Below are 25,348 nucleotides of genomic sequence, written 5' to 3'. Positions count from 1 at the left end.
GACAGCAACCTGAACGCGTGAAATCGAAATGACATATATCAGGAAAAACATGCAGTCATTAAGGTAAGCTATTGAATTTAAATTGATTTATTTCCATTATTATCGTCATATGCCTGCTGGGCCTGTTCCAGCGTCGCCTGCCGTTCCTGGCGCTGGCTGGCAACCGTCAGAAAATAGAGCGTCAGGGCCGGCGGTTTGATCACCGTCATCAGACCGCGCAATTGAAAATCGTCTCCACTCTCCGCCTTGCGCGCCAAGTCGTGAATGGCTTCTTCCACTTCACTTTTGCGCGGGGCGCGCTGAGACGGTTTTACGGCTTCCAGCGCATAGGCGGCCGTATTGGCAGAAACGGAAAAGACCTGTGTCATGCAACCCCCGGCAATCGCGGCCGACCCTTAAAAAACCAAACATTAGCATCTGCTTCTTGTTGGAAGACTAAACCGGAGGCGGAGAATTTAATCGTATTTTAACGGAAGGGCCGGGCATCGAGGGGTTTCGCATTCTTTCCCCATGATCTAGAAATTGCGCCGGACGAAACGGTCCGCAAATCCGGAGACACGATACCAATGCTCAACATCGCCCTCGTCGCGACAGGCGGCGCAATCGGTTCCGTCTTCCGTTATCTCGTCGGCGTCTGGAGCGTGCGACTGGCCGGGCCGAATTTTCCCTGGGGCACGCTCGCGGTCAACGTTGTGGGTTCGTTCATGATCGGCCTGTTGGTCGAGCTCGTGGCACGACGACTGAACGCTTCAATGGAGATGCGGCTGTTTCTCGTGACCGGTGTCCTTGGCGGGTTCACGACATTTTCGTCCTTTGCGCTTGACGCTGCCTCGCTCCTCGAGCGTGGTGCGACGGGCCTTTCGATCGTTTACGTGCTGGCGAGCCTCATCGTTTCCATCGCCGCGGTTTTCGCCGGGCTGGCCTTGGGCCGCAACTTGTTCTAAAGGCTTGATCCAAACAGCGCGCCGAACAGCGGGCGCGCGATCAAGACAGAGAGACTGGAATTTTCATGGCAGGTATCGAGCATATCAAGGTCGGGGCCGACGAGGCCGGTATGCGCCTCGATCGCTGGTTCAAGATTCATTATCCGGGACTTGGGTTCGGGCAGTTGCAGAAGCTGCTGCGCTCCGGTCAGGTACGTGTGGATGGCGGCCGGGTGAAAACGGATGCACGCGTGCAGCCGGGTCAGATGGTGCGTGTGCCGCCGGTTGATTCCGATCTGAAGGTAAAAAGCGGGCCGATCGGCTCGCGAGATCTCAAACATTCAGAAGATTCCGAACTTCTGGCGCGCATGCTGCTGCACGAAGATGACAAGGTCTTCGTCTTCAACAAGCCGGCCGGCATTGCCGTGCAGGGAGGCTCCGGCGTCAATCGCCATATCGATGGGCTCTTGGAAGCCTGGACAAGCCAGAAAGGCGAGAAGCCGCGTCTGGTGCATCGCCTCGACCGTGACACGTCAGGCGTGCTGGTTGTTGCCCGAACACGCGGCGCAGCACAGAAACTGACCGCCGCCTTCCGAGAGCGCGACACCAAAAAGACCTACTGGGCGCTGGTCAAGGGCGTGCCTCGCAAGCATCAGGACAAGATCTCCACCTGGCTCGTCAAGGAACAGACGATGGATGGCGACCGTATGCGCATCGCCAAACATGGTGAGGATGGCGCCGATCACGCCGTTTCCTATTACCGCGTCATCGATACGGCTGCCCAGAACCTCGCCTGGCTGGAGATGGAGCCCTATACCGGCCGCACGCATCAGCTGCGCGTTCACGCGCTCCATATGGGCCATCCCATCATCGGCGATCCCAAATATTATATCGACGATCCGAACTGGGATTTTCCGGGTGGCATCCAGAAGCGCCTGCATCTCCATGCGCGTCATATCGATATTCCCCATCCGAATGGCGGCCGGCTTCGGGTCAGTGCGCCTTTACCGCCCCATATGGTGCAAACGTGGAACCTGCTCGGTCTCGATGTGGCCGACGGCGACAGGGAAGACTGATATCAGATGAAACTGGTTCTCTTCGATTGCGACGGCACGCTGGTGGACAGCGCCGGTCTCATCCATGCCGTCATGGCTCAAACCTTCGCCGACTTCGGCAAGCCGCGGCCTGATATGTCGCAGACGAAGGCGATCATCGGTCTGACGCTGGATATCGCGATCGCGCGCATGCTGGGCAGGGCCCACGTCGATGACGAAGCGTCAGCCATGGCGCTGCGGTACAAAGAGAACTACCTTCCACTGAAGGAACGGGCCGAAAATCCAACGCCGCTTTTTGAGGGCATTGCACCTTTGATAGAAATGCTGGCGAAACGGGACGACGTGCTGATTGGCGCAGTCACCGGCAAGGGCCGGCGCGGCCTTCTCCAGGTTCTTGAAAGCCACGGCTTTACCGAACACTTCATCGTTTCGCGCACGGCGGATGACTGTCCGTCCAAACCGCACCCGGCCATGGTTATGGAATGCTGCCATGAAACCGGCATGGTTCCGGCCGATACTGTCGTGATCGGCGATGCGATCTACGATATGCAGATGGCGAAAGCCGCGGGCGCAAAGGCGATCGGTGTCTCCTGGGGGTATGCCTCCGTCGACGATCTCTGGAAAGCGGGCGCCGATGCGGTTGTCAGCCACCCGCGTGAAATTCCGGCCTTTGTTCCGGCCGATACTTTCGAATGATCTTCTCTATCCGACTGATGAGGACGTGCCATGCGTGATCTCCTGAACGACCTTACGGAGGGCTTGAGCCATCCCGACCCGATCCTGCGTGCGCAAATTCAGATGCAGAAGCCCCTGCCGAAACGGTTCTACAAGGACGTGACCGTTGGAGAGGCAGAGGAGGGCGGCTTCACCATTCTCCTCGATGGAAAGCCGCTGCGCACCCCTGCCAAAAAAGCCCTCACCGTGCCGACGCGCGCGCTTGCGCAACTGCTGCGCAACGAGTGGGACGCTCAGAAAGACGTCGTCAATCCTGTGGTCATGCCCGTCTCACGACATGTCAACACGGCCATCGACGGTGTCGCCAATGACACGCAGGCGGTTTTCGAAGATATTCTGAGGTTCTCCTCCTCCGATCTCCTCTGCTACCGCGCCGCCGATCCGGAAGCGCTTGTCCAGCGGCAGACGGATCGTTGGGATCCGGTGCTAGACTGGGCCGCCAATGTGCTCGGTGCGCGGTTCATTCTCGTCGAAGGCGTCATGCATCAGGACCAGCCGCGCGAGGCTATTTCAGCTTTTGCCGTGACGCTGAAGAAATACGACACACCGATTGCGCTCGCGGCTCTTCACACCATGACGTCTCTGACCGGCTCCGCCATTCTGGCGCTGGCTGTGGCCGAGGGCCAAGTCTCGCTGGAAGAGGCGTGGGCGCTTGCGCATCTCGATGAAGACTGGACCGCAGAACAATGGGGCGAGGACGAGGAAGCACTGGAGCGCCGCGCTGTCAGGCTCGTTGACATGCGCGCGGCATTCAACGTCCTGGAGTCCCTGAAGGGCGCCGCTTAACGCTTTTCTAACCCTGATCAACGATCATGCGGTTATCTCACACCAAAGTCCCGCTCACCCGACGAAGGGGCCGAAAGGGCACTCTGGACGCGTGAGTTTGTGCATCGTTTCCGTCGAAATTCGTTCTGATTTTCGAGCCGGTGTACGAGGGGAGCCGCTGAAGATGATCACCACGCTGAAGCGCTTTGGCATAGTTTTGCTGGCGTGTTTCACGCTCATGTCTTTCAGGCTGGAACCGGAAGCAACCAATGGCGACCGGCTCCTTTACGATGTGCGGGGCGCCTTTGTCGCCGCACGACCAGATGTCGCGCCGGCGCTGATGCAATCCATCCATGCACAGGTGCAAAATGCGATCAAGACCACGGCACGGGGAGAAATTCGCCCGCGCGTCGTTCTGACCATCCGCCTTGCGTCTGTAACGCGCGCTCCTTTTCTCTTCGGAGAAAGGGCATCAGCCAAGGTCATCGTTCGCGCCGCTGCGGTTGCCACAGGAGAGGTGATCGCGGAAGCGCGATTCACGGCGACCGTCGTCAGTCTCGATGACAGCGCTATAGAGCAGGAGCTCGCTTACGGCGTAGCCGAGCGCGTGATCCGCGAATTCCGGCTAAATCGGCCGGGACCGACGACGCTTGCAACAGCGCTCTTCCCCTGACACCAGTCAGTCTCAGGTGCACGCTCAGATACTTTCGGTCTGTTATTTGACATACGCGATGTATGTTCCTATCTCACATACGTAACGTATGTAAATTTGACCTTGATGGTTTCAAACATCGAGACGTCACGAAGCGGAAAGTGAGATGGAAATGGGTAAACGCGACGCAGTTTTTCCGGCAAGCAGACACGCGCTATATGAGGAGCATGGCTATTCGGCAGCCATCCGCTCGGGCAACCTTTTATTCGTTTCGGGCCAGGTCGGCAGCCGCGCTGATGGAACGGCTGAGCCTGATTTCGAACAGCAGGTTCGCCTGGCTTTCGAGAACCTGAAGGCCACGCTCAATGCCGGCGGTTGCGATTTTGACGACATCGTGGATGTGACGACGTTTCACACCGATCCCGAAAACCAGTTCGGAACGATCATGACCGTGAAGAACGAAATCTTCAGCCAGAAACCTTACCCCAACTGGACCGCAATCGGCGTCAACTGGCTCGCAGGCTTTGACTTTGAGATCAAGGTTATTGCCCGCATACCGTGATGCGGGCAGGGCTGTAACGGCGGCTCATGCGAGTACCGCCGTTACGATCCATATGCCTAGCCAAGCCGCTCCGCATGCCACTTCAGATGATCATCCATGAAGGTGGAGATAAAATAATAGGAATGGTCGTAACGCTCGTGCATGCGCAGCGTCAGGGCAATATCCGTGCTCTTGATTGCCTCTTCAAACAACCAGGGCCGCAAGCCATTTTCAAGGAAACTATCAGCCTTTCCCTGATCGATCAAAAACGCGGGGAAGCGCGCGCCATCTTCGACCAACGCGCAGGCATCATACTGCCGCCAGGCGGCCCTGTCGGCGCCAAGATATTTTTCCAGCGCCGGCTCAGACCAGTCAGCGGAGGAGGGTGCCACGATCGGCGCAAAAGCGGAGCAACTCCTGAAGCGCTCCGGGTTTTTCAGTGCGATGGTCATCGCGCCATGGCCACCCATCGAATGGCCGAAAATGCTCTGCCGGCTCATGTCGGCCCGGAAATGCTGGCCGATCAAGGCCGGCAGTTCTTCCGTGACATAGCTGTACATCTGGTAATGCTCGGACCACGGCTCCTGCGTCGCGTCGAGATAAAAACCCGCGCCCTTGCCCATTTGCCAGTTGGTTAGTTCGTCCGGCACGTCATTGCCACGCGGGCTTGTATCCGGGCAAACGATGATCAGTCCGAGTTCCGACGCCATGCGGCGATATTCACCTTTTTCCATGACGTTGGCGTGGGTGCAGGTAAGGCCTGAGAGGTACCAGACAACGGGGCAGGGCTCGTGGATCGCCTTCGGCGGCACATAAACCGCGAAGGTCATCTCACATTTCAGGGTCTCCGACTGGTGGGAAAATACGCCCTGCATGCCGCCAAAGGCCGTATTTTGCGAGATAATGTTCATGAAGACAGTCCTCTTGAAAAGAAAATTGGTTCAGCCCGCAAGCGAGACGGCGGCATTCACAGCCGCCGCTACCAGAACCGTATTGAAAAAGAAAGAAACGACCGAGTGGAGCAACGTGACCTTGCGCATGGCGGTCGTCGTCACGCCCACATCCGACGTCTGCGCCGTCATGCCGATCACGACGGCGAAATAAAGAAAATCATATCCGCACGGCTCCTTCGTCGACGGAAAATCCATGCCGCCGCGAGGCTGCTTTTTCCCATCCACCGTGGCCGGCCGCCAGTAGAGATGGGCGTAGTGCAGGGCGGTCATGGTATGGATCGTCATCCACCCAAAGATCACCGAAGCGAAAGCAATGAGCAGCGTCCAGACCGTTTCGCCCTTGTGATTCAGCGCCTGAAACAACGAGACAACCGCAACAGCAACGGCCAGCAGCGTGACGGCGATGATGGCAACCGCTGGCAGATCGTCGCTATCGGCGTGGGCCTTCAAATGTTGCGCCGTCAGGCTCGACAGCCGAAAGGCAATCAAGGTGAGATAGGTCAGGAAAAACAGCACCGCCGCAAACTCGATTGCCTCGGACGGAGCGAAAGCCAGCGCGCCGCCGAGGCCAATGGCGCCAGCAAGGAAAGCGATGACGAAGGGTTGATGGCGACGATAGCTGTTGCTTTTCGGACTGGCCGAGGTCATGGGCGGCACCTTTCTGTTGGCACCCTCACTTTTTGACACGGCGGCAGAAACGGTCAAGCGTCTCCAGAAAAGCCGAACGGTCGCGCGGCGAAAAAGCGGCGTTATAGCCTTTGCTTTCGCCGGTTTCGCGCAAATGCGCACCGAGGTCACGCATCGCCGTCGCCATGCCAATATTCGATGGATCGAACACGCGCCCCGTTGGCCCGGTCACCAGCGCGCCCTTGGCAACACAGCGGCCCGCGAGCGGCACATCGGCGGTAATGACAATATCGTTCTCACCAGCATGGTCGGCGATCCAATTATCCGCGGCGTCGAAACCAGCCGACACGATCACATTTTTCACCATCGGGTCGCGCGATGGGCGCAGACCGGAATTGGCAACGAAGGTCACCTCCAGGCCGTGCCGCTCCGCAACCTTGAGAACTTCCGGCTTCACGGGGCAGGCATCGGCATCGACATAGATTTGCGGCTTTTGTGACATGGACACTCTTGATGGATATTTCCCGCCACGCTTCTAAGGCTAAATGCTGCGATTACCAAGCCCGTCAAAGCCGAAATAGCGATGAGGCGTCGCGTGAAAAATCCTTGTCACGAGAGCTAAAGCTGCCTATGTTCACGTTATGTTCCATTCGGGCAGGTTGATCAAATGCTGGAAGAGTTCATCGTGCAGGCCAAGTCCAATACTTATGTCGGTGGCGGCGATCAATCCGCAGCGCCAACGCGTCCGGGGTCGCACGATCTCGGCTACCGCGAAGGCGACTGGCACTATATCGACAGTTATTTCGGAGGAACCGACTTCATCGGTCAGGAGGTCGTCTGGCATCGGGGCGTGCCGGTGTGGGCGATGAGTTATTATGGTCGAATTCTCCGGTCCGATATGATCGACGGAACCACGGCCGGCGAGGTCATACAGCGCTCGCTTTCCACGCTCTATCGGGAGGGCCGGTTTCTCGGCGGCTTCACCCATCCGGTCGACGACCTGACCTATGTCGACACCAATGCTGGAGACTTCAACTCCTTTACCGGCCTCGAACGGATTTACCGCGGACATGTGGAGACATACCGACTTGACTATCATGGCGGGATCATAAAGCCATGAGAGAAAAGCGGATGGAGCGATGGTACTGCCATGCCCCATCCGATTATGAGATCAGCCGGGCTGCTTGGTCTTGCGCAGATAGGGAAGAACGGTGTCGTAGGACCCGAACCGGGCAATTGCATCCTCGTTGGAAACAGCGGCGGTGATGATGACATCCTCACCCTGTTTCCAGTTCGCTGGCGTCGCCACCTGGTGTTTGGACGTCAGCTGGATGGAATCGATCGCGCGAAGAATTTCCTCGAAGTTCCGCCCTGTGGTCATTGGGTAGGTGAGGATCAGCTTGATCTTCTTGTCGGGACCCACGACGAAGACGGAGCGCACGGTGGCGTTATCCGCCGGCGTTCGGCCTTCGGAACTGTCGCCAGCGCCCGCCGGCAACATGTCATAGAGCTTTGCGACCTTCAGATCCTTGTCGCCGATCAGCGGATAGTCGACATTGAAGCCTGTTGCCGTGCGGATATCGTTTTTCCATTTCTCATGGCTCTCGACCGGATCAACCGAGATGCCAATGATCTTGACGCCACGCTTCTCAAATTCCGGCTGCAGTCCGCCCATCGCGCCAAGTTCCGTCGTGCAAACAGGCGTGAAATTCTTCGGATGCGAAAACAGCACCGCCCAGCCGTCACCGATCCAGTCGTGAAAGCTCACCGGACCATGTGTGGTCTCGGCCGTGAAGTCGGGTGCTATATCGTTGATACGCAAGCTCATCTGGTGCTTTCTCCCTGATGCTCGTTCCGAAAAAACCGGAGGTTTTCGAAATCCATGTCTGGCGCAGGAGCTTAGAGTTTTTGCGTCAAATGGCCAGCCTTTTCGTTGGTCACCCGGTAACGTCTGCTTCAGCCTCCGCTGTGACACAGTCTGGTTGGCCAACCCGGCTACCCTGGCCGACGACCAGCCCCGACCGGAGCGGCTGTGCCGGGTTGCAAGGGCGGGGAGGGGCGGGTGATAAGCTCACCTGGCTTTAGCTTCCTCGGTCGTCACGCAAAGAGAGACAATCGAGGAAGTAACCAGGCGGTCGCATGAGGCAAAGACCTGCGCGATTTTTTGCACACCGTGCTTTTCTATCCGAGAATCATCGCAGCTATTTAACGGTCCGCGACCGCCCGGAACGTGATCTCAACGAGCTGTTGGGGAAAGGCGAGGCGCGTAACACCAATAATGTTGCTAGCCAGCTGAGGGAGATCGGAACCGTAAACGCTTTTTCGGATTTCCGCTGCAGGGCCGAATGCTGCGTCGACGTCCAGCACGTAGAGCGTCTCTTCAACAACATCATCGAAGGTCGCGCCAAACTGCTGCAATATGATACGTGCGTTCTCATAAGTTTGGCGAATCTGAGCTGCCATGGTCTCGAACGAAACCGGCTTTCCAATGGCATCGACTTCGGCAGGTGCGACCAAGCTCCCTTGACTATCGTGGCTGAGCTGACCGGAAATATAGATCGTATCCTTGACCTTGACCGCTTGTGCGTAGCCAAATGCTTTTTCCCAGGCAACGCCGTGGTTTGGAGATTCAACGCGTGGTGTGTTTGCTTCGTTCGTCATCGTTGGCTCCATCGAGAAATATCTAGAACTCAAGACTGAACGAGTTTGACTGTGCCGTGAATTGCAATAAATATGACAAATGTATTGTGGTTTTCGCAATAAACAAACTGTTCCTGTTGGCCGCCGCTCTCGGCCGGAAGCTCGCTTCATTCATCCGCATCCGCGAGATTGCGACGCCATGCTCTTCCTGAAGCTTCTAGGCCGCAAGCGTTGGCCCGAAATCAAGGAAGCGGCGTTTACGCACAAGCTACAAAACGTAATCGCGGACGCCGGTGGCGATTAAATTGTTTGACGGGCGACCAATTGCCTTGTGTCTGATCGAGGCAGCGCCGGTAGCCTCTTTACGACAAATCAGTCTCTGAACATGCCCGGCGCAGATTGCCAGTACATGTGCCGCTGCGACAACGGTCATGTGGCCATCAACGACTTTCGACAAAACCTCAATTCGCTGCAAATCGCGCTCGCTCATCGTAATCAATCCCATCTGCAATCTCCCTGAGGTCAATCTGACCCGGGGAGTGTGACATTCCAACTTTGCAGAAACAGGACACTTTAACTTTGCGGTGGAGGAGCTAATCCAACTGCATCATGCCAGCCCGAAGGGTAGGGGATCACGCGCTTCCGTGCAAATTGGCCATGAACACCTCGGCGGGCGTCTTGTAACCCAGGCATTTGCGCGGCTGATTGTTGAGATGTCTCGCAAGTGTGGTCAGGTCGCGTTGTGACACCAACGCCAGATCGGTGTTGCCGGGAAGGAAGCGGCGAAGACGTTTGTTTGCGTTCTCGACCGTGCCTTTCTGCCAGGGTGCACTGGGATCGCAAAACCAGCTGGATGCGCCCATCCCATCCTCCAAAGCCCTGAATCCGGCAAACTCGGTCCCACGGTCAAAGGTGAAGCTTCGACGTGCGAATGCCGGCAAGGGTGAGAATGATCTCATGATCTTGTCCATGATCGGACCGGAATGCCGACTTGGGTTCTTGATCAGCACGAGGTAGCGGCTCTTGCGCTCGACAAGCGAGGTGATGTTTGCCTGGCCGAATGGACGCTCAAAGATCAGAAGATCACCTTCCCAATGACCGAATTCTAGTCTTTGCCCAACGATATCAGGCCTTTCCGAGATCCGATGCGTCGATGGAAACGCACCTCCGCGCGGTTTCCTCGAGCGCAATGGACGACGTTTGCGGCGCGCTTCCGGCAGGTAGTCATAGAGACCTAAGCCGTAATCCTCCTTACTGTAGATGAAGCGATAGATCGTCTCCTTGCACACACGAACCAGGCATACGCCGTCGGAAACCAGGCGGCCGGCAATCTGTTCCGGTGACCAGCGAGCCTTCAATTGACTGATAATTTCCTCGCGCAAATCGGGATGACGTCTGAGCTTTCTCAGCCTGCATCGCCGTTCCCGAGCCAGATCATTGGCAAGCGTGCTGTAGTAGCCATCATAATCCGGCAGTTCACGATCATGGAACGAGTTGCGCCTGATCTCGCGATATATCGTCGAGCGATGACGGCCAAGTAGACGCGCCATCTCGTTGATGGACACTTTGGCTGTCATCAGCTGATGAAGGCGTCGGCGGTCGGCGAGGGTGAGTTGCGTATAGCATCGAGACATGTCGAAATCTCCGAAGTGAAGCCATTGAAATTACTGGCATGTCGCACTTGGAAATAGAATGTACCCGGCCACAAACGCTAATCGCATAAGATAGATTATGGAACTTATGCAGATGGATGGCGCAGTGCGGGTCTCTTTACTCACCACCTCGGACACAGTCTTCACATCATCAACAATCGACGAAATCATCCGTCCATATGCCATATCAATCTCTAAATTGATCTTGAAAATTCAGAGCGATAAAGCAGCTTCCTAATCTGGCGTCACAATTCACCTGAGGCTTCGCGGCGTCTCTGGTCGAGCTCTTCGCTATAGCGCCGCAGCGTATGGCTCTCCGTCAACAGGCCGACGGGTCGGTTTTCGATTTTGTCGTTGACCACCACGAGCGCTTCGCTTTCCGCGGCATCGAAGGCTGCGGCTGCCTGGCGGGCGTTCATGGTTGGTAGCAGCACGTCGTTCTTGTAGTGCAAATAGGTTTCCATGCTGATCTTGCTCGGATCCCGGTCCATTGGATCTGCGTAGATTTCTGGCACGAGCACGATACCGGCGTAACGGCCGTCGTCATGGGTCATGATCACGCGCTGGGTCGAACCGAGCGGAAATTTTTCCTTGAAGGCTGGCAGTCCCATGCTGACATTGGCCTTGCGGATATCGGCGCGCATCATCTTGCCGACCGTCAGGTCACGGATCCAGCCAATGTCATGAGCGCTGCGAATGCTTTCGCCACGCAGGTGAAAGCGCCAGGTGGCGAAGGAGTAACCAAAGGTCGTGCGCACCACAAGCGATGTGGTGATGACGGCCGCAAGAACCAGCGCGGTGATCTGGAAGTCGCCCGTTAGTTCCAGCGCGAGAAATGTCATTGTCAGCGGACCGCCGATGATGGCGGCGGCAAAGGCGCTCATACCGATTACGGCGTAAACGATGGGCGCTGTCGAGCCATAACCGATATAGGGGGCGCAGAGGGCGAAAATCTTGCCGAGCAGCGAGCCCATGAAGAGAGACGCAAAGAACAGACCACCGCGAAAGTTCGAGCCTATCGAAATCGCGCTGGCTGCAGCCTTCAGCAGGAACAAGCCCGCAAGCCCGTAGATCGTCAAGTCGGCATCCATGTTGAGATGCAAGGCCCCATGGCCGCTCGAGAGAACCTGCGGTGAAATCAACGCCAGCCCACCGACAACGATGCCGCCGAGCGTCGGACGCAGCCAGCCAGGAATAGCACTTTTGCGGGCCGTCTCCTCAATGAAGGATACCGCCTGCATGAGCACGATACCGATGGCCGCGCACACAACCCCAAGGAAAATAGCCGGCACATAATCGGCAGGCGTCACGCGGCTGGCGTCAACGATATCGATGGAAAGGCCATGGCCGCCAATCAGGCCGATAACCGTTGTCGCCACCAGCGCTGAAACGATCAGCGGGGCTAGCGTCACGACAGTGTAGGTACCGATGATGAGTTCGATGGCATAAAATGCGCCAGTAAGAGGTGCGTTGAACGCCGCTGCGATGGCGCCTGCGGCGCCGCAGCCGACGAGGATGCGCATGTCCCCTCGCCTCAGTTTCAGCTTGATGCCAATCTTCGATGCGACGCCGCTGGCGATCTGTGTGTAACCCGCCTCAAGCCCGACGGATGCGCCAAAACCGTTGGAAACGATGTTCTGAACGCAGACGATGATGCTGTCGGTGAGCGACAGGCGCCCACCATGCAGCGCATTTGCCTCGATGGGGTCGACCATCGGCTTTTTGCGCGTTTTGGAGAGGATGAAGATGATCAGGCCAAGCAGGACACCGCCCATGATCGGCCCCAGCAGCACGATCTGACCGGAGAGATCGCTGCTGCTCAGACGTTCGACGCCAAAGACCAGCACGTGCAATGCCGTGCTCAAAGCACCGATCAAGGCTACCAAAAGGCCGGCTGCGATGCCGATGAGCACGGCAAGCGCGACAAGGCCAAGTTCGCCGCGCCGGAACATGGCGCGCAGGCGGCTGGCGCGCAGATTGTCGAAGAAGCTCGCCATACTCGGTGCACGGAAAGGCTTGGTCGACATGCTGTTCCTTTTCAGGCGGCGTCAGGCGGCTTCTAAATCGATCTCAATTTCGAAACGCATCTGATCATAAGCCGGTTCAACATGATCAGGCGTTTCATGCATCACCGTCTCATAATCGAGCGGAATATGCATGTGGGTCAAGATCGCCCTTTTGGGTGCCAGTTTTTCGATCCAGCCAAGCGCCTGTTCGAGTGAAAGATGGCTGGGGTGATAGCGATATTGCAGGGCGTCGATGATGAGCACCTCAAGCCCGGCGAGTTTCGGCAGGCTCTCGGCCGGAAAATCGCTGATATCGGTGCAGTAGGCCACATCACCAATGCGGAAACCCAGGGAATGGACGTCGCCATGCTGCTGCATATGTACCTGGAAGGCGATTGGCCCTCCGGCTCCATCAATAACGACTGGCTCGTTGATATCGGCGATCAGATGGGGTCGCGCAATCGGCGGATAATTGCTGCCCGCCGGCGTCTCGAGACAATAGGCAAAACCATCGCGGATGCGCGCCATGGTAACAGGATCGGCATAGATCGGGACGCGGCTTTTCTGGAGCGCGAAATAGATGCGCAGATCGTCAATGCCATGCAGATGGTCCGCATGCGCATGGGTGTAGAGAACGGCATCGATAGCCTCCACCTTCGCGGCGATCATCTGCTCGCGAAAATCCGGGCCGGTATCGATGACAACGGTGGTCTTGCCGCCATCCGGGCTGATCTGCTCCACCATGAAAGCCGCACGCGTGCGTCGGTTCTTCGGGTTGTCAGGGTCGCAGGCCCCCCAGTCGCCGTTAATGCGCGGCACACCGGGTGAGGAGGCGCATCCGAGAACCGTGAAGCGGCGACGGTAGATTGGCACGCCTACACCCTTGTCATCTTGGAAAAGCAGCGGAAAGCGTTTTCGGTGGTGATTTCGGCCATCCTTTCAAAGCAAACGCCATGCACCTCGGCCAGAACTTCCGCGGTGTTGACCACATAGGACGGCTCGTTGCGTTTGCCGCGCCAGCGCTTCGGCGCGAGATAGGGTGCGTCCGTTTCGACAAGCAGGCGATCGAGCGGCACGGTGGCGGCGATATCGCGGATATCCTGCGATTTCGGGAAGGTCAGAATGCCCGAAAAAGACACGTATCCACCCAATTCCACACCGGTTTTTGCGAGTTCGGGACCAGCGGAAAAGCAGTGTAGAATGAAAGGAAATGCACCCTTCCCGCTTTCGGCGCGCAGGATGGCGGCCATGTCGTCATCGGCGCTGCGGCTGTGGATGACAAGCGGCAGCTTCGTTCGTCTCGCCGCCTCTATGTGGCGGAGAAGGCCGGTCTTCTGGTCTTCCGGCTTCTGCGTGTCGTAGAAATAATCCAGACCCGCCTCCCCGATCGCCACGATCTTCTCATGGCTCTCGGCAAGCTGCACCAGCTCGTCGGCGGAGATATCCAGCTCCTCGTCGGCATTGTTCGGATGGGTGCCCACCGAGCAAAAGACGGACGGGTATTTTTCCGTGATCTTCAACAGTTCGGGCAGACGACGCACCCGTGTCGAGATCGTCACCATCTGGCGGACGCCGGAGGCATGGGCGCGCGCGATGATGTCGTCGCGCTCCGCCTCGAAATCGGGAAAATCCAGATGGCAATGGGTATCGATCAGCATCGTGGTGGCCTTCACGCTTCCGGCGCGACGTAACGCGGGAAGACGGGCTTCGGAGCTTCCAGTGGTGTGCCTGGCACCAGACGACCGGCGTCGCCCAACGCCGCGAAGTCGCGCTTGTCGGCGGGCGCCGCAACGAGATCGAGAAGCTTTTCACAGGAACCCGGCATGATGGGCTGTAAGAGAATACCGATCTGGCGTACCACTTCCGCCGTGACGTAAAGCACGGTGCCCATCCGCTCAGGGTCCGTCTTCTTCAGCGCCCACGGTTCCTGCGATGCGAAATAGCGGTCGGTCTCGGAAACGACGGCGATGATGGCGGCCACCGCGCGGTGAATGAGCTGCTTGCCCATCTCCTCACGGCAAATGGCGAGCAGACCGTCTGCAGACGCCAGCATCGCCTTGTCTTCGTCGGTCAAAGGACCGGGCGTCGGGATCTTGCCATCGCAATTCTTGACGATCATCGACAGTGAACGGCTGGCGAGATTGCCGATGCCATTGGCAAGGTCGGCATTGATGCGGGTGGCGATACCCTCTTCGCTGTAACTTCCGTCCTGACCGAAGGAGACTTCGCGCATGAAGAAATAACGGACCTGATCGAGGCCGAAATGGGCAACCAGATTGGCGGGATCGACGACGTTGCCGAGCGATTTCGACATCTTCTCGCCCTTGTTGAGCAGGAAGCCATGCGCATAGACGCGCTTGGGAAGGGGCAGCTTCGCGCTCATCAGGAAGGCCGGCCAGTAGACCGCGTGAAAACGGATGATGTCCTTGCCGATGATATGCACATCGGCCGGCCAATACTTCGCGCGCGGACCGTTCCTGTCTTCGAGGTAACCCGTTGCGGTGATGTAGTTGGTCAGCGCATCGACCCAGACATACATGACGTGCTTCGGATCATTGGGAACCTTGATACCCCAATCGAAGGTGGTGCGGGAAATCGACAGGTCTTTCAGGCCGGATTTCACGAAGGAGGTGATTTCGTTACGGCGTTCTGCCGGACCGATGAAGTCCGGGTTCTCCTCGTAGAGCTTCAGCAACTTGTCCTGGTACTCGGAGAGCTTGAAGAAGTAGCTTTCCTCCTCAACCCATTCCACCGGCGTGCCCTGCGGGCCGTAACGGACGCCATCGGCGCGCACTTCGGTCTCGTCCTCGGCGTAATAGGCCTCGTCACGAACGGAATACCAGCCGGCGTAGCTGTCCTTGTAGATGTCGCCGCTTTCGGCCATCAGGTTCCAGATATTGCGCGAGGTCTCGTGATGACGTTCTTCCGTCGTGCGGATGAAATCGTCGTTGGACGCGTTGAGCAGCTTGCCCATTTCGAGAAACTGATTGGAATTTCGCTCCGCCAGTTCTTCCGGCGAAATGCCTTCCGCACGTGCCGTCTGCTGCATCTTCTGGCCGTGCTCGTCCGTCCCGGTCAGGAAGAACACATCCATTCCATCCAGGCGCTGAAAGCGCGCCATGGCGTCCGTCGCAATCAACTCATAGGCGTGGCCGATATGCGGCTTGCCATTGGGATAGGAGATCGCGGTGGTGATGTAGAATGGTGTTTTGTCTGTCATGACGGTCTATCGACTTTACAGGCTGTTTTTTGGATAGACCGCTCATAAACCATTGTTCGCAGCAGCGAAAGAAAAAGAGTACATTTTGTACGAGGGCTTGCGGACAAAGTAGGGTTTTGGCGGAGGATTGAATCCGCACTCCGTCACCCCGGACGAGATCCGGATCCAGCGCGATCAAGTCCTTGATCGCAAAAGGCTCCTCTCACACGCCAGCGCGCCTTGGCTGGATACCGACGCGAGGCCGTCATGACGGAAGAGGCAATCGTACGTTCAGTGCGATCCCTCGCCTTCAGACACCCCGAATATCTTCCAGAATGGAAAGCACCATTTGCTTCTTGTCGAGATTATAGGCCTGCGCGACGGTGATACGTTCAGCAAGCGCCGAAGACAGCCTTGCATTTTTTTCCGCCGCGGCAATGTCGCCAGCCATTGCGGATGCCCGCGCCCGGGCCATCAGCTCTTCGGTCACATGCTCCATGAAGAAACCAAGGACGATGTCGCCGTCCTTCTGCGCCAGAACCTCTGCCAGCTTGTGCATGCGCTTGCGCGCTGCTGGCCCTTCGGCCGACATGACCTCGGCAAAGGCCTCGACAATGTCGGAGCCGCCGTAATTCATCAGCTTCAGCGCCTGCGCAACGCTGCCCTTCGAGGCCTCAAGCAGGGCGTCGCGTTTTTCGCCCTCAGGAATGATGCCGAGATGATCGAGCGATTGCACCATGGCTTCGTCGGAAAGCGGCAGCAGCCTCAGAGGCATGCAGCGCGATCGGATGGTCGGAAGCAGTTTACCCGGCGCGTGCGACAGCACGAGGAACATGGCCCGCTTCGGCGGCTCTTCCAGTATTTTAAGAATGGCATTGGCGGCATTGCGGTTGAGATCGTCGGCCGGATCGATGATGACGATCCGCCAGTTTCCTGTGCCCGATGTCTGCGAAAAGAAGTGCCCTGCCCGCCGCACCTCATCCACGGTGATCGCGGATTTGACGCGCCCGCTCTTCTCATCGACCGGGCGCGTGAGATGCAGGAGGTTATGCGAGGCGCCGGCAGTAATCTGGCGGCTGACGAGCGACTCCGGATCGGGGTCGGCGAGATAATCCGGCGCCTGGGTCGGATCAGGAGAGCTCAAGACATGATTGGCAAAACGAAAGGCAAGCGTCGCCTTGCCGATACCCTCCGGCCCTTCGATCAGGATCGCGTGGTGGCCCTTGCCGGAACGATAGGATTGCGCAAGAAACGCTTCCGCTTCTTCATGGCCGAAAAGCTTCGTGTTCTGCTGCGGTGCGATGGCGCCGTCGAGAACGCCCGGAACGTCACTCATGCGCCGCGTCCGAAGCGTTTCCGACACGCGCAAGCAATGGCTCAACGAATGACATGACGTCTTCCGTCACCTTGTCTTCCGGCTGATCTGCATTCACGATCCGGCAACGACGCGGTTCGGCAAGCGCAATATCCAGATAGGCCTCGCGCCGCTTCTCGTGGGTGTCGATTTCTTCTTTTTCGAATCTGTCAGGGGCCGCCCCCTCATCCGCGCGCTTTCTGGCACGCGCAAGTCCCTTTTCAGCGGCAATATCGAAGATAAGCGTCAGTTCCGGCAAGACGCCATCAATCGCGATGCGTTGCAGCGTCTCCACGAAGTCGGGCTCCAGATTGCCGGTCGTGCCCTGATAGACACGCGAGGAATCGAGAAAGCGGTCGCAAAGCACGATTTCGCCGCGCGCGAGCGCTGGCCGAATAACCTCTTCGACGTGATCGTTGCGCGCAGCGGCAAACAGGATCGCTTCCATGCGCACACCGAAGGATTCCGCTGCCCCTGAGAGAATGACGTGGCGCACGGCCTCAGCCCCCGCCGAACCGCCCGGCTCACGGGTCACCACGACCTCAAAACCACGGCCGCGAAGCGCCTGTGCAAGGGTGCGAATCTGCGTCGACTTGCCAGCGCCCTCGCCGCCTTCGAAGCTGATGAACAATCCGGTCTTTTCGGCCAATGTCACGTCCTGCGCGGGTTTCCCTGAATTCGAAATGCCTGTTTACAGCATCGAACCGAAATCTGTGAAGCGCTTTTCGGAAAATCCGGTTCCCAAACAATAGCATGGGATAAACGCCGACCAATCGACGGGCTTTCAGAGCCAGAACAGCAGCAGTTCCTTCAGCGCACCCGCCGCATTCTGGGTCAGTGACCCCTTGCCTACCGCCGCCTTTGTGTAAAGCGGAACCTCGCGCAGCAGTCGCTCGCCCGAGAATATCCTGAGCGTACCCGCATTCGCGCCAGCATCGAGAGGCGCATTGAGGGGCCAGCGATAGACGATGCGGCCGGAAATTCTCTCGGGGTTGTTGACCGGTACGAGAACGCTCACATCCTCCTTCGGCGAAAGATCGACGGAAGATGCCGCGCCACCGTAAACGCTGACCGACCCGACAACCTCGTCCTTGCTGAAAAGATGGCGTTTCTCAAACGCGGTCAGGCCCCAATCGACGACGCGGCGGGTTTCTTCCTGCCGCGCCTTGTCGTCTGCGATGCCCGCAAGCGCCAGATACACACGCCGGCCGTCGCGTTCCGCCGAAACCACGGCTGCAAAGCCCTGCCCCTCTGCAAATCCCAGCCCCAGCCCATCAATGCCGCTCCCAGGCGTCAACAGCGTATTCTTGTTGCGCTGGAAAATCCGGTTCCACTCAAAATCAGGCCTGGTGAAAAGCCCGTAACGTTCCGGGTACCTGTCATGGATATGCTGGGCAAGACGCACCATATCCTTGGCCGTCGTCTGGTTGCCGGGGTCTGGCAGCCCCGTCGAGTTTTTAAACGTGCTTTGACCCATGCCAAGTTCGCCTGCCCGCGCCGTCATCCGCTTGGCGAAAGCAGCATCCGACCCTGCCATGCCTTCGGCGACGATGATGCAGCCATCATTGGCGTTCTGGACGATGATCCCCGTTAGAAGATCGTTGATGCTGATCGACGATTTCAGAGCCGCAAACATTGTCGAGGTGCGGGACGGCGCGCCGCCGGTCCGCCACGCATATTCCGAGACAGGATAAACGGTCTCGGCGGTCACCTGCCCCTTGGAAAGCGCATCCATCACCACTTCCACCGTCATCAGCTTGGCGAGCGACGCCGGGGCAAAAGGCTGGTTTTCGTTTTGCGACAGAAGAACGGTGCCGGTTTCGGCATCGATCATATAGGCCTGTTCCGCCTTGGCGATGAAAGGTCCGGTCTGCGCCTGTGCGGCGACTGCGTTCAGCAATGAAAAAGCGGCCGCCGCAATGGCTGACCGATAGGAGCGATAAATGGCCTTGCGCATGAAACCGCCCAATCCTGCCTGCAGCAACCGGCTGCCAGCCGTCAACGCAACAGGCAGCCTCTTTTAATCCGTCAGCGTGCTTTGGCCTGCTGACGCTTTACATGGGCGAGTATCGATTGCTCGTTCAGCGCGCCACGATCGACGAGCACGCTGTCGAACACGCGCGCTGTCTTCGTAACACTAGCCGATTCTTCGGAGTAAGCCGCCGCATATTTGGAGGAAGGCGTGGGCACGCGTAGATAATTGCCGCCCGGTGCTGCCGGCGCACGCATGAAGTTGCCTTCCGGCCGTTCCGCGAGGAAGGGGCCGATTTCCGGCAGAATTGCAAATTGTTCGAAGCTCGGCGCGGGACCATTAACAAGCGGCATGGCCTGAAGCGCCGCATTTTTCTTGGTCCCAACGAGCGCCGTCTGCGTGGACGCGCCGTAATTGGGGTTGGAGGTCGGTGCAGGAACGAAGTTCGGCGAGGCCGAAGCAACCATCACACCCGTTGCGATCTGTCCTTCAGGTGCGACGCCCGGCGAACGCGAACCCTTCGGGATATAGGAGGCCATCAGATACGGCATATCATGACCGTCCAGGGGGGCACGGCCGGCATATTGAACACGCACATTGGCGGTACCCGTGCCCTTCATGTCCAGAAGGTCGGCAGTCTTGCTGGATACGTCGATCAGGCGACCTTCGTGGAACGGGCCACGATCATTGACGCGCACGAGAACAGAGGCGCCATTATCCATATTGGTGATGCGCGCATAGCTCGGCAGGGGAAATGTCGGATGTGCGGCAGAAAGATGTTCTTTGTCGTAAACTTCGCCGTTGGCGGTCAGACGCCCGTGGAACGCGGAGCCATACCAGGAGGCAAGGCCGACCTTGTTGTAACCGGGCTCTTCTTTCGGGAAATAACGGCGACCCTTGACGGTGTAGGCATTGCCCAGCAGCTCGCGTCCGCCACCCTTGGGTATGTTCTTGCCATCGGCAACGCGCGGGCTGGCCTTCACGCCATACTCGGATTCGGAAAAATATTCCTTGCTGCGCTTGGGTTTAGGCTTGGTCTCCGACGTGGTGGAACACGATGCGGTGGCTGCGCAAAGCACGGAAATTGCAAGCCACTTCACGCCCGACCTGGCGTTGATGCCGAGTTTATTGACCGTAGATTTCAAATCGTCTGCCCCACGCTACTATTGGCTCGGAGAACCGCACCCTCACTTGCCTCGATAATTGCCCCTGCCATCGAAGCACCAGTCGCTTAATCTTGTGCATAACGTGGCGAAAATGCGAACGACATCTGCAAATTCGATAAAATTGTAATGAACGTGGTTAATGATTTCTTTCCATTCTGCCCGCCTCTCAAAGCGGATCTTCCGTAAAACGTGTCTCCCTAAGAGAGCCAGAACGGAACAAATTAAAGGCAACCACGTTCTTTCCCCGCACAGAAACAAGCTTTCCGCCGATGTCGGCTGAGGGAGGAAACATGATAAAGCTTATTCAGACAGCAAGTCTTGCGATCGGTGTCTCACTCGTATCCTTCGCCGCGCCGATCACGGCAAGCGCCCAGGACATGGAGCTGCGGATCGGACCCGATGGTGTTCGCCCAGTCATCCGCGACCGTGACCGAGACATGGACCGCCGCGGCCCACCCCGCATGCGCGGCTGCAGCGAGCGCGAGGCCCGCGCCGCCGCCCGCGAAGCAGGTTTGCGCGATCCCGAAGTCGTCCGAGTAACACCGCGTCGCGTCGTCGTTGAAGGCTTCACCCGCCGGGGCCAGGATACGATTACATTCGCGAACGAACGCGGCTGTCCAGAAATCTGATCAGAGCACAATAGTGGAACCCGCCAAAAGGCGGGTTTCTTTTTGCCAGCGACCGATGAAAAAAGCTCACGCGGCGCGGGAAGAAGCGGCCAGACGCTATGAATAGGATTGTCGCTGATGGCAGATGGGGTGTCTGTCACGTTTAGACCCCTACCGCATTGAAATTGGCTTAGAAATTTTTCGGTGATTTCGAAATGTACCCGGTATTATACCCGGGAATAAAATTCAGTTTCTATGACGCCTTTTTCAGCCGGCCAACTGTTTGGCGAGTGTCTTGCCACTGCTTTATGTCCGCGACCGTCCACCGAACGCATCTTTCGCCTAACTGGCGTGGCCTCGGGAAGTCGCCATCGTCCATCCAGCGATAGAGCGTTGATGAACCCACCTTCACCATTGCCAGGACTTCTTTGAGGGACAGGTAGGCGTCGAGAGAGACAAGATTTTCATTGGGTGAGACAGACATAGCGGGCTCCAAACATACAAAACGTGACGGCGAGCTGCCTCGCCGCGTTGGAACTATCCGCAGGAACAATATGGGAACATATGGGGCGCTATGTCAACCCATGGGAACTAAGCTTGGAGAAAAATGAGCCACACGACGAGTATCACCGTCGCGACGGCCACTACCCTGCCCTGCGGCTTTGCCGCTTCCCTTATGTGCCTTACTCTAGGCCTCGTCATGTCGGCGTCTCCCGATCTCCGCGTGACGGAGGCGAAATGCCTTCAGGATAATTTCGACGATGATAACGCCGCCGATACCGGTAATGAAACCTCCGACACTGGCGGACTGTTCCTCCGCAATGCTCATCGCGCCGAAGATGAAGTGAAAGAACTTCATGCCAACCGGGCTGAGAAAGTAGGCGGCAGCGGCACCGACCAAGAACTTTCGAGCGCTGGGAGCCCAGCCGGTCCATTCCATCGCGACAGAGACGGCCGAGCCCGCAATACCTGCGAGCGCGATCTTACCTTCTGCCGAACCCCACCAGTCCCAAAAAGACATCAGCCTTCTTTCTTCACAGCGCGAATGACCGTGTTACCGCCCATGTAGAGGCCGGTATAGATCGTGAAAATTCCAAGGAAGGTGGCGAGGTCCAGTCCGACCTCAATCTGGATGCCGGTCCCGGTTGCCCACAGCAGCGCGTTGAGCAACGGACGGACGATAACGAACCACGCGATGCACACCAGCATGAGCCACATGCCCGCGGGCCGCCACAGCCAGCCGAACGACGTGTCCTTGTTCATTTCGGCCAGCATGAGACGGTTCGCCTCTTTCTGCTGCTCAACTTCGGCAAGGATCAATGTGGGGGCGATGGGTTCGACCTGGCTTACCGCCTCGTCCAGCGTGGACTGCGGAACGGTCGGCAGCTCGTCCACCGTGACGCCAGCCTGTTTTGCAATCGCGTCGATGACTGTGCCGCCGATTTCGCCCGCGACACCGCCCACCTGCTTCTCAAGGATAGTTTTGACCGTGGAAGCGCCTACGCGCAGCGCAGCGCCGATCAGGATAGATGCAAGCGCGCTCATGCTGACACCTCGTTGTAGGCCTGAACACGAGCATCAGCGGCGCGCTTCCTGGCAATGAAGATAACGGTTGCGACGGCACCGGCCGCCACAATGGCGACGAGGATCCAGACGGTTGTTGCGTCCGTCACGGTGGAAGGCTCGACAACGGGCGCGGCGGCTGGCGCTGACGCCGCGGTGGCGCTTGTGGTGGCCGCTTTCTTCGCCGAGCTGGCCTGCTGGGCCGATTTAGCCGCTTCTGTCTTGATCTTCCCGCTAATCTGTGAAGGGGAAAGGCCCATCGCTGCAAGCGCCATGGCAACGCCCCGCGCTTCGATATCAGCGACACGACGCCCCCAGCCCTTGCCGAAGGTTTTCCAGATCGCGAGTGACTGCATGAAGGAAAGGCGAGCGCGGCAGATTTTCTTGACCGTCTCGCTGTGATCATTGCTTCCGGCGGAAGCCAGCAGCCATTTCCGGCCGCGAGAGACGCCAGAGTTTACAGACCCGTCGTGTACAGCAAGGTCAACACCGGGGAATAGCTTGTCAGCTCCGCAGGCAAGCCAGAATTCGCTGCGGTAGAACGCGAGGGCCTGCGCCTTGGTGACGTTGCGCACCGGCGTCCGCTTGACCTTCAGCTTGTCCTGATATTCGTGCCAGCGCTTCTCGGTGATGCCATACATGGTTTTGCCGCCGGGGTCCGCGGGATGGTCGCTCCATCCACCTTCCCACTTAGCCGTGATGGCGTGGCAAATCTCGAATCGGTCAGTCATGGGTGCGCTCCAAAATCAGGGGCCGCACTCATGCGCTAGCGATGTGTTTCAATATCATGGGGGAGTTATTGCAACAATCCGCCAAATCCAGTATTTAGAGAGCAGATGCGCATGAGTGCTGTTTGATCCTGAACCGGAGACATCACTCATGACCAAGACTGTGGTTGCCTTTGGCGATCCGAAAGCGCAGAAAAAGTGGTCTGGCGCGCTCTTCATCGACATCACGAAGAAAAGCTATTTCGACAAGAAGTTCATCGGCACTTCTGACGAATATGCGATCCAGCGTCTGACCGACCTCGAGTCGGAAGCGGGCGACACGATCACCTTCGATTTGTCGGTGCAGCTCCGCAACCGCCCGACCTATGGCGACCAGCGCCTTGAGGGCAAGGAAGAAAGCCTTCGCTTCTTCTCTGACCAGATCAAAATTGACCAGATGCGTCACGGTGTTTCCGCCGGCGGCAAAATGAGCCGCAAGCGTACCGCTCACAACATGCGCCAGGTCGGCAAAAATCGCCTTTCTGACTATTGGGCGAAATTCAACGACCAGATGATCTTCATCTACATGTCCGGCGCACGCGGCATCAACGAAGACTTCATCGAAACGACGGCATGGGCAGGCCACGCCGAAAACCCGATCGAAGCGCCCGACGCCGACCATATCCTTTACGCTGGCGACGCGACGGGTAAGGGATCGCTGGACGCAACGGACATCATGTCCCGCTCGGTTATCGAGCGCGCGCAAACCAAGGCCCGCATGATGTCGGCCAAGGACCCCAAGAACGCCAACATGATGCCGATCATGATCAACGGCGAAGCGCACTACGTCTGCGTCATGAACCCGTACCAGGAGCACGACCTGCGCAACAAGGATCAGGGCGGCTGGCTCGAAATCCAGAAGGCAGCGGCGACCGCCGAAGGCCGCAACAACCCGATCTTCAAGGGCGGCCTCGGCATGATCAACAACACGGTCCTGCACAGCCATGAATGGGCAATCCGCTTCGCCGACTATGGCGCTGGCGCAGACGTCGCCGCTGGCCGTGCCCTGTTCATGGGACGTCAGGGTGGCGTGATCGCTTTCGGTTCGGCTGGCGGCTTCCGCTACACTTGGACCGAAGAAACCAAGGACCATGGCAACGAGCCCGTGGTTGCCTCTGGCGTGATCGCCGGCGTCAAGAAGACCCGCTTCAACAACCGCGACTATGGCGTGATCTCGATCGATACCGCGTCGAAAGACCCCAACGCCTGATGACCTGCCCGGGGCTCGCCCCGGGCTTTTCCAGCTTCGCCACTGCGGCCCGAATTTCAAAGGAACACGCTCATGTCGCTCATTCTGAGCAAATATGCCAAAGGGACCGAACCCCTTTCCTATCCGTCCACGGCTGGCGAAGCTGTTGCCATCCGCTTCTCGCACCAGCTCACCAACCCGCCCGCCGTCGGCGACATCCTCGAGCTGGGCTGCATTCCGTCGAATTGCCGCGTCGCCGACATCATCCTCGACATTGACGATCTCGACAGCAATGCCGCGCCGGCCATGATCGTTGACGTCGGCATCATGAGTAGCGACTTCGGCAAGGAAGACAACGCCCGCACCTGCGGCGCGGAGTTCTTCTCCGGCTCCAACGTGGCGCAGGCCGGCGGCGTCGCCCGACCGACGCTCAAGACCGCATACCGCACCACCGCATCGAACGTGGATCGCGGCATCGGCGTGAAATTCACCACGGCTGCGGCCACCTTCCAAGCCGGTGCGATCGGTCTGACCGTCATCCTAACCAGCGAGTAAGCCCCTCAAGGCTGGCTACGACAAGGGGCTGCCAAGCCCCTTTTTCTTTCAAGGAGTGGACTATGAAGACTGTCATCGAATGCACGCTGGGCGCTACGGAACAGACGATAGGCGGCATCACCTATAGCTTCGACCGCGACGCGCATGGCCGTTTCGTCAATGAGGTGAACAGCGTTCTGCATCGCTCGATCTTCCTCAACGTCCAGCACTACCGCGAGGTCCCTCTCGATCCGCCCCCACCTGATGACGAGCAGGAAATTCCCGCGTTCCTATCCGGCCAGGGCGGCAATGAAGGTGAAGGCGCTGGGTCCGAGAAAACGCCCGATTCCTCTGACGCTGACCAGACCGTCAGCGAAACGGACAAGCAGCCCGAGCAGGCACCCGCAGCCGCTCCCGCCAAAAAGGCCGCCAACAAGAGCAAGTAAG

General features: G+C 58.1%; 30 protein-coding genes and 1 pseudogene. 11 read left to right on the top strand and 20 right to left on the bottom strand.

The window, feature by feature from the left end:
- Positions 1-77 precede the first annotated feature (77 nt).
- On the bottom strand, positions 78-368 hold the full coding sequence (locus FS804_RS02530) for a hypothetical protein (protein ID WP_144574409.1): 291 nt from the start codon (positions 366-368) through the stop codon (positions 78-80).
- A gap of 198 nt (positions 369-566) precedes the next feature.
- Here FS804_RS02530 and crcB point away from each other — a divergent pair, with 198 nt between their 5' ends.
- The 6 genes from crcB (at position 567) to FS804_RS02500 (ending at position 4,692) form a co-directional block, all read left to right on the top strand.
- Positions 567-944, top strand: coding sequence for a fluoride efflux transporter CrcB (gene crcB, locus FS804_RS02525; RefSeq protein WP_063949001.1), 378 nt, complete (start codon positions 567-569; stop codon positions 942-944).
- Between the two features lie 65 nt (positions 945-1,009).
- Complete coding sequence (locus tag FS804_RS02520; protein WP_063949000.1) at positions 1,010-1,999, top strand: RluA family pseudouridine synthase; 990 nt, start codon at positions 1,010-1,012, stop codon at positions 1,997-1,999.
- 6 nt (positions 2,000-2,005) lie between these two features.
- Positions 2,006-2,674, top strand: coding sequence for an HAD family hydrolase (locus tag FS804_RS02515; protein ID WP_063948999.1), 669 nt, complete (start codon positions 2,006-2,008; stop codon positions 2,672-2,674).
- 30 nt (positions 2,675-2,704) lie between these two features.
- Entirely contained in the window at positions 2,705-3,499 is a 795-nt protein-coding gene (locus FS804_RS02510) for an ATP12 family chaperone protein (protein ID WP_144574406.1), read from the top strand.
- A 163-nt stretch (positions 3,500-3,662) separates the two neighbouring features.
- The gene (locus FS804_RS02505) at positions 3,663-4,151 is read left to right on the top strand and encodes a hypothetical protein (RefSeq protein ID WP_144574403.1); all 489 of its coding nucleotides are present in this window, start codon (positions 3,663-3,665) and stop codon (positions 4,149-4,151) included.
- Positions 4,152-4,302: 151 nt separating this feature from the next.
- A complete protein-coding gene (locus tag FS804_RS02500; RefSeq protein ID WP_144576302.1) occupies positions 4,303-4,692 on the top strand; it encodes a RidA family protein in 390 nt (129 codons plus the stop codon).
- 56 nt (positions 4,693-4,748) lie between these two features.
- On the opposite strand, the gene fghA is transcribed toward FS804_RS02500, so the two are convergent.
- From fghA to FS804_RS02485, 3 genes are read right to left on the bottom strand one after another with little or no spacing between them, the layout of a single operon-like run.
- Positions 4,749-5,582, bottom strand: coding sequence for an S-formylglutathione hydrolase (fghA, locus tag FS804_RS02495; RefSeq protein ID WP_144574400.1), 834 nt, complete (start codon positions 5,580-5,582; stop codon positions 4,749-4,751).
- A gap of 30 nt (positions 5,583-5,612) precedes the next feature.
- The gene (locus FS804_RS02490) at positions 5,613-6,272 is read right to left on the bottom strand and encodes a DUF1345 domain-containing protein (protein ID WP_144574396.1); all 660 of its coding nucleotides are present in this window, start codon (positions 6,270-6,272) and stop codon (positions 5,613-5,615) included.
- A 25-nt stretch (positions 6,273-6,297) separates the two neighbouring features.
- Positions 6,298-6,753: a YaiI/YqxD family protein gene (locus tag FS804_RS02485; RefSeq protein ID WP_063948994.1), complete on the bottom strand. Its 456-nt coding sequence runs from the start codon at positions 6,751-6,753 to the stop codon at positions 6,298-6,300.
- 165 nt (positions 6,754-6,918) lie between these two features.
- On the opposite strand from FS804_RS02485, the gene FS804_RS02480 reads away from it, so the two are divergent.
- A complete protein-coding gene (locus tag FS804_RS02480) occupies positions 6,919-7,371 on the top strand; it encodes a DUF5680 domain-containing protein (RefSeq protein ID WP_144574392.1) in 453 nt (150 codons plus the stop codon).
- 51 nt (positions 7,372-7,422) lie between these two features.
- On the opposite strand, the gene FS804_RS02475 is transcribed toward FS804_RS02480, so the two are convergent.
- The 12 genes and pseudogenes from FS804_RS02475 to FS804_RS02420 form a co-directional block, all read right to left on the bottom strand.
- Positions 7,423-8,079 carry a peroxiredoxin gene (locus FS804_RS02475; RefSeq protein WP_063948992.1) on the bottom strand — a complete coding sequence of 219 codons (657 nt, stop codon included), beginning with the start codon at positions 8,077-8,079 and terminating at the stop codon, positions 7,423-7,425.
- A gap of 377 nt (positions 8,080-8,456) precedes the next feature.
- Entirely contained in the window at positions 8,457-8,912 is a 456-nt protein-coding gene (locus tag FS804_RS02470; RefSeq protein ID WP_144574389.1) for a Rid family hydrolase, read from the bottom strand.
- Between the two features lie 199 nt (positions 8,913-9,111).
- A pseudogene (locus FS804_RS02465) lies at positions 9,112-9,396 on the bottom strand (helix-turn-helix domain-containing protein); the annotation flags it as partial.
- A gap of 127 nt (positions 9,397-9,523) precedes the next feature.
- Positions 9,524-10,525, bottom strand: coding sequence for an IS30 family transposase (locus tag FS804_RS02460; RefSeq protein ID WP_144574386.1), 1,002 nt, complete (start codon positions 10,523-10,525; stop codon positions 9,524-9,526).
- 263 nt (positions 10,526-10,788) lie between these two features.
- Positions 10,789-12,570: a chloride channel protein gene (locus tag FS804_RS02455; protein WP_144574383.1), complete on the bottom strand. Its 1,782-nt coding sequence runs from the start codon at positions 12,568-12,570 to the stop codon at positions 10,789-10,791.
- A 21-nt stretch (positions 12,571-12,591) separates the two neighbouring features.
- Positions 12,592-13,422 (bottom strand): MBL fold metallo-hydrolase, encoded by an 831-nt coding sequence (locus FS804_RS02450; protein WP_144574380.1) that lies wholly within the window; start codon positions 13,420-13,422, stop codon positions 12,592-12,594.
- Positions 13,423-13,424: 2 nt separating this feature from the next.
- The gene (locus FS804_RS02445) at positions 13,425-14,207 is read right to left on the bottom strand and encodes a TatD family hydrolase (protein WP_144576301.1); all 783 of its coding nucleotides are present in this window, start codon (positions 14,205-14,207) and stop codon (positions 13,425-13,427) included.
- An 11-nt stretch (positions 14,208-14,218) separates the two neighbouring features.
- On the bottom strand, positions 14,219-15,769 hold the full coding sequence (gene metG / locus FS804_RS02440) for a methionine--tRNA ligase (RefSeq protein WP_144574376.1): 1,551 nt from the start codon (positions 15,767-15,769) through the stop codon (positions 14,219-14,221).
- A 289-nt stretch (positions 15,770-16,058) separates the two neighbouring features.
- Positions 16,059-17,084, bottom strand: a complete 1,026-nt coding sequence (locus FS804_RS02435; protein ID WP_144574374.1) for a DNA polymerase III subunit delta' — start codon at positions 17,082-17,084, stop codon at positions 16,059-16,061.
- Positions 17,077-17,751 carry a dTMP kinase gene (tmk, locus tag FS804_RS02430; protein ID WP_063948987.1) on the bottom strand — a complete coding sequence of 225 codons (675 nt, stop codon included), beginning with the start codon at positions 17,749-17,751 and terminating at the stop codon, positions 17,077-17,079. The genes FS804_RS02435 and tmk overlap by 8 nt, the downstream gene beginning before the upstream one ends.
- Before the next feature lie 135 nt (positions 17,752-17,886).
- The gene (locus tag FS804_RS02425) at positions 17,887-19,059 is read right to left on the bottom strand and encodes a D-alanyl-D-alanine carboxypeptidase family protein (protein ID WP_144574372.1); all 1,173 of its coding nucleotides are present in this window, start codon (positions 19,057-19,059) and stop codon (positions 17,887-17,889) included.
- A 71-nt stretch (positions 19,060-19,130) separates the two neighbouring features.
- Positions 19,131-20,219 (bottom strand): septal ring lytic transglycosylase RlpA family protein, encoded by a 1,089-nt coding sequence (locus FS804_RS02420; RefSeq protein WP_144574370.1) that lies wholly within the window; start codon positions 20,217-20,219, stop codon positions 19,131-19,133.
- Positions 20,220-20,530: 311 nt separating this feature from the next.
- Between FS804_RS02420 and FS804_RS02415 the strand changes: the two genes are divergently transcribed.
- A complete protein-coding gene (locus FS804_RS02415) occupies positions 20,531-20,869 on the top strand; it encodes a hypothetical protein (protein WP_144574368.1) in 339 nt (112 codons plus the stop codon).
- Positions 20,870-21,101: 232 nt separating this feature from the next.
- Here the strand turns inward: FS804_RS02415 and FS804_RS25435 are convergent, their stop codons facing one another.
- From FS804_RS25435 to FS804_RS02395, 4 genes are all read right to left on the bottom strand, one after another.
- Complete coding sequence (locus FS804_RS25435) at positions 21,102-21,332, bottom strand: AlpA family transcriptional regulator (protein WP_022556149.1); 231 nt, start codon at positions 21,330-21,332, stop codon at positions 21,102-21,104.
- A gap of 204 nt (positions 21,333-21,536) precedes the next feature.
- Positions 21,537-21,869 (bottom strand): hypothetical protein, encoded by a 333-nt coding sequence (locus FS804_RS02405; protein WP_112355450.1) that lies wholly within the window; start codon positions 21,867-21,869, stop codon positions 21,537-21,539.
- The gene (locus FS804_RS02400; RefSeq protein ID WP_144574366.1) at positions 21,869-22,393 is read right to left on the bottom strand and encodes a 3TM-type holin; all 525 of its coding nucleotides are present in this window, start codon (positions 22,391-22,393) and stop codon (positions 21,869-21,871) included. The genes FS804_RS02405 and FS804_RS02400 overlap by 1 nt, the downstream gene beginning before the upstream one ends.
- Positions 22,390-23,142: a glycoside hydrolase family 108 protein gene (locus FS804_RS02395; protein ID WP_144574364.1), complete on the bottom strand. Its 753-nt coding sequence runs from the start codon at positions 23,140-23,142 to the stop codon at positions 22,390-22,392. Before FS804_RS02395 ends, FS804_RS02400 begins: the two co-directional genes overlap by 4 nt.
- A 148-nt stretch (positions 23,143-23,290) precedes the next feature.
- Here FS804_RS02395 and FS804_RS02390 point away from each other — a divergent pair, with 148 nt between their 5' ends.
- The 3 genes from FS804_RS02390 to FS804_RS02380 all read left to right on the top strand — a co-directional run bounded on the left by FS804_RS02390 (position 23,291) and on the right by FS804_RS02380 (position 25,347).
- Positions 23,291-24,388, top strand: a complete 1,098-nt coding sequence (locus FS804_RS02390; RefSeq protein ID WP_144574356.1) for a N4-gp56 family major capsid protein — start codon at positions 23,291-23,293, stop codon at positions 24,386-24,388.
- Positions 24,389-24,460: 72 nt separating this feature from the next.
- Positions 24,461-24,922, top strand: coding sequence for a hypothetical protein (locus FS804_RS02385; RefSeq protein ID WP_144574354.1), 462 nt, complete (start codon positions 24,461-24,463; stop codon positions 24,920-24,922).
- A 62-nt stretch (positions 24,923-24,984) separates the two neighbouring features.
- On the top strand, positions 24,985-25,347 hold the full coding sequence (locus FS804_RS02380) for a hypothetical protein (RefSeq protein ID WP_144574352.1): 363 nt from the start codon (positions 24,985-24,987) through the stop codon (positions 25,345-25,347).
- Position 25,348: the final 1 nt, after the last annotated feature.

Source organism: Agrobacterium sp. DE0009, from assembly GCF_007680755.1.
Taxonomy (GTDB): domain Bacteria; phylum Pseudomonadota; class Alphaproteobacteria; order Rhizobiales; family Rhizobiaceae; genus Agrobacterium; species Agrobacterium tumefaciens_B.
Note: the sequence above shows the minus strand (reverse complement) of the source record. Positions and strands in the feature narration are given on the sequence as shown.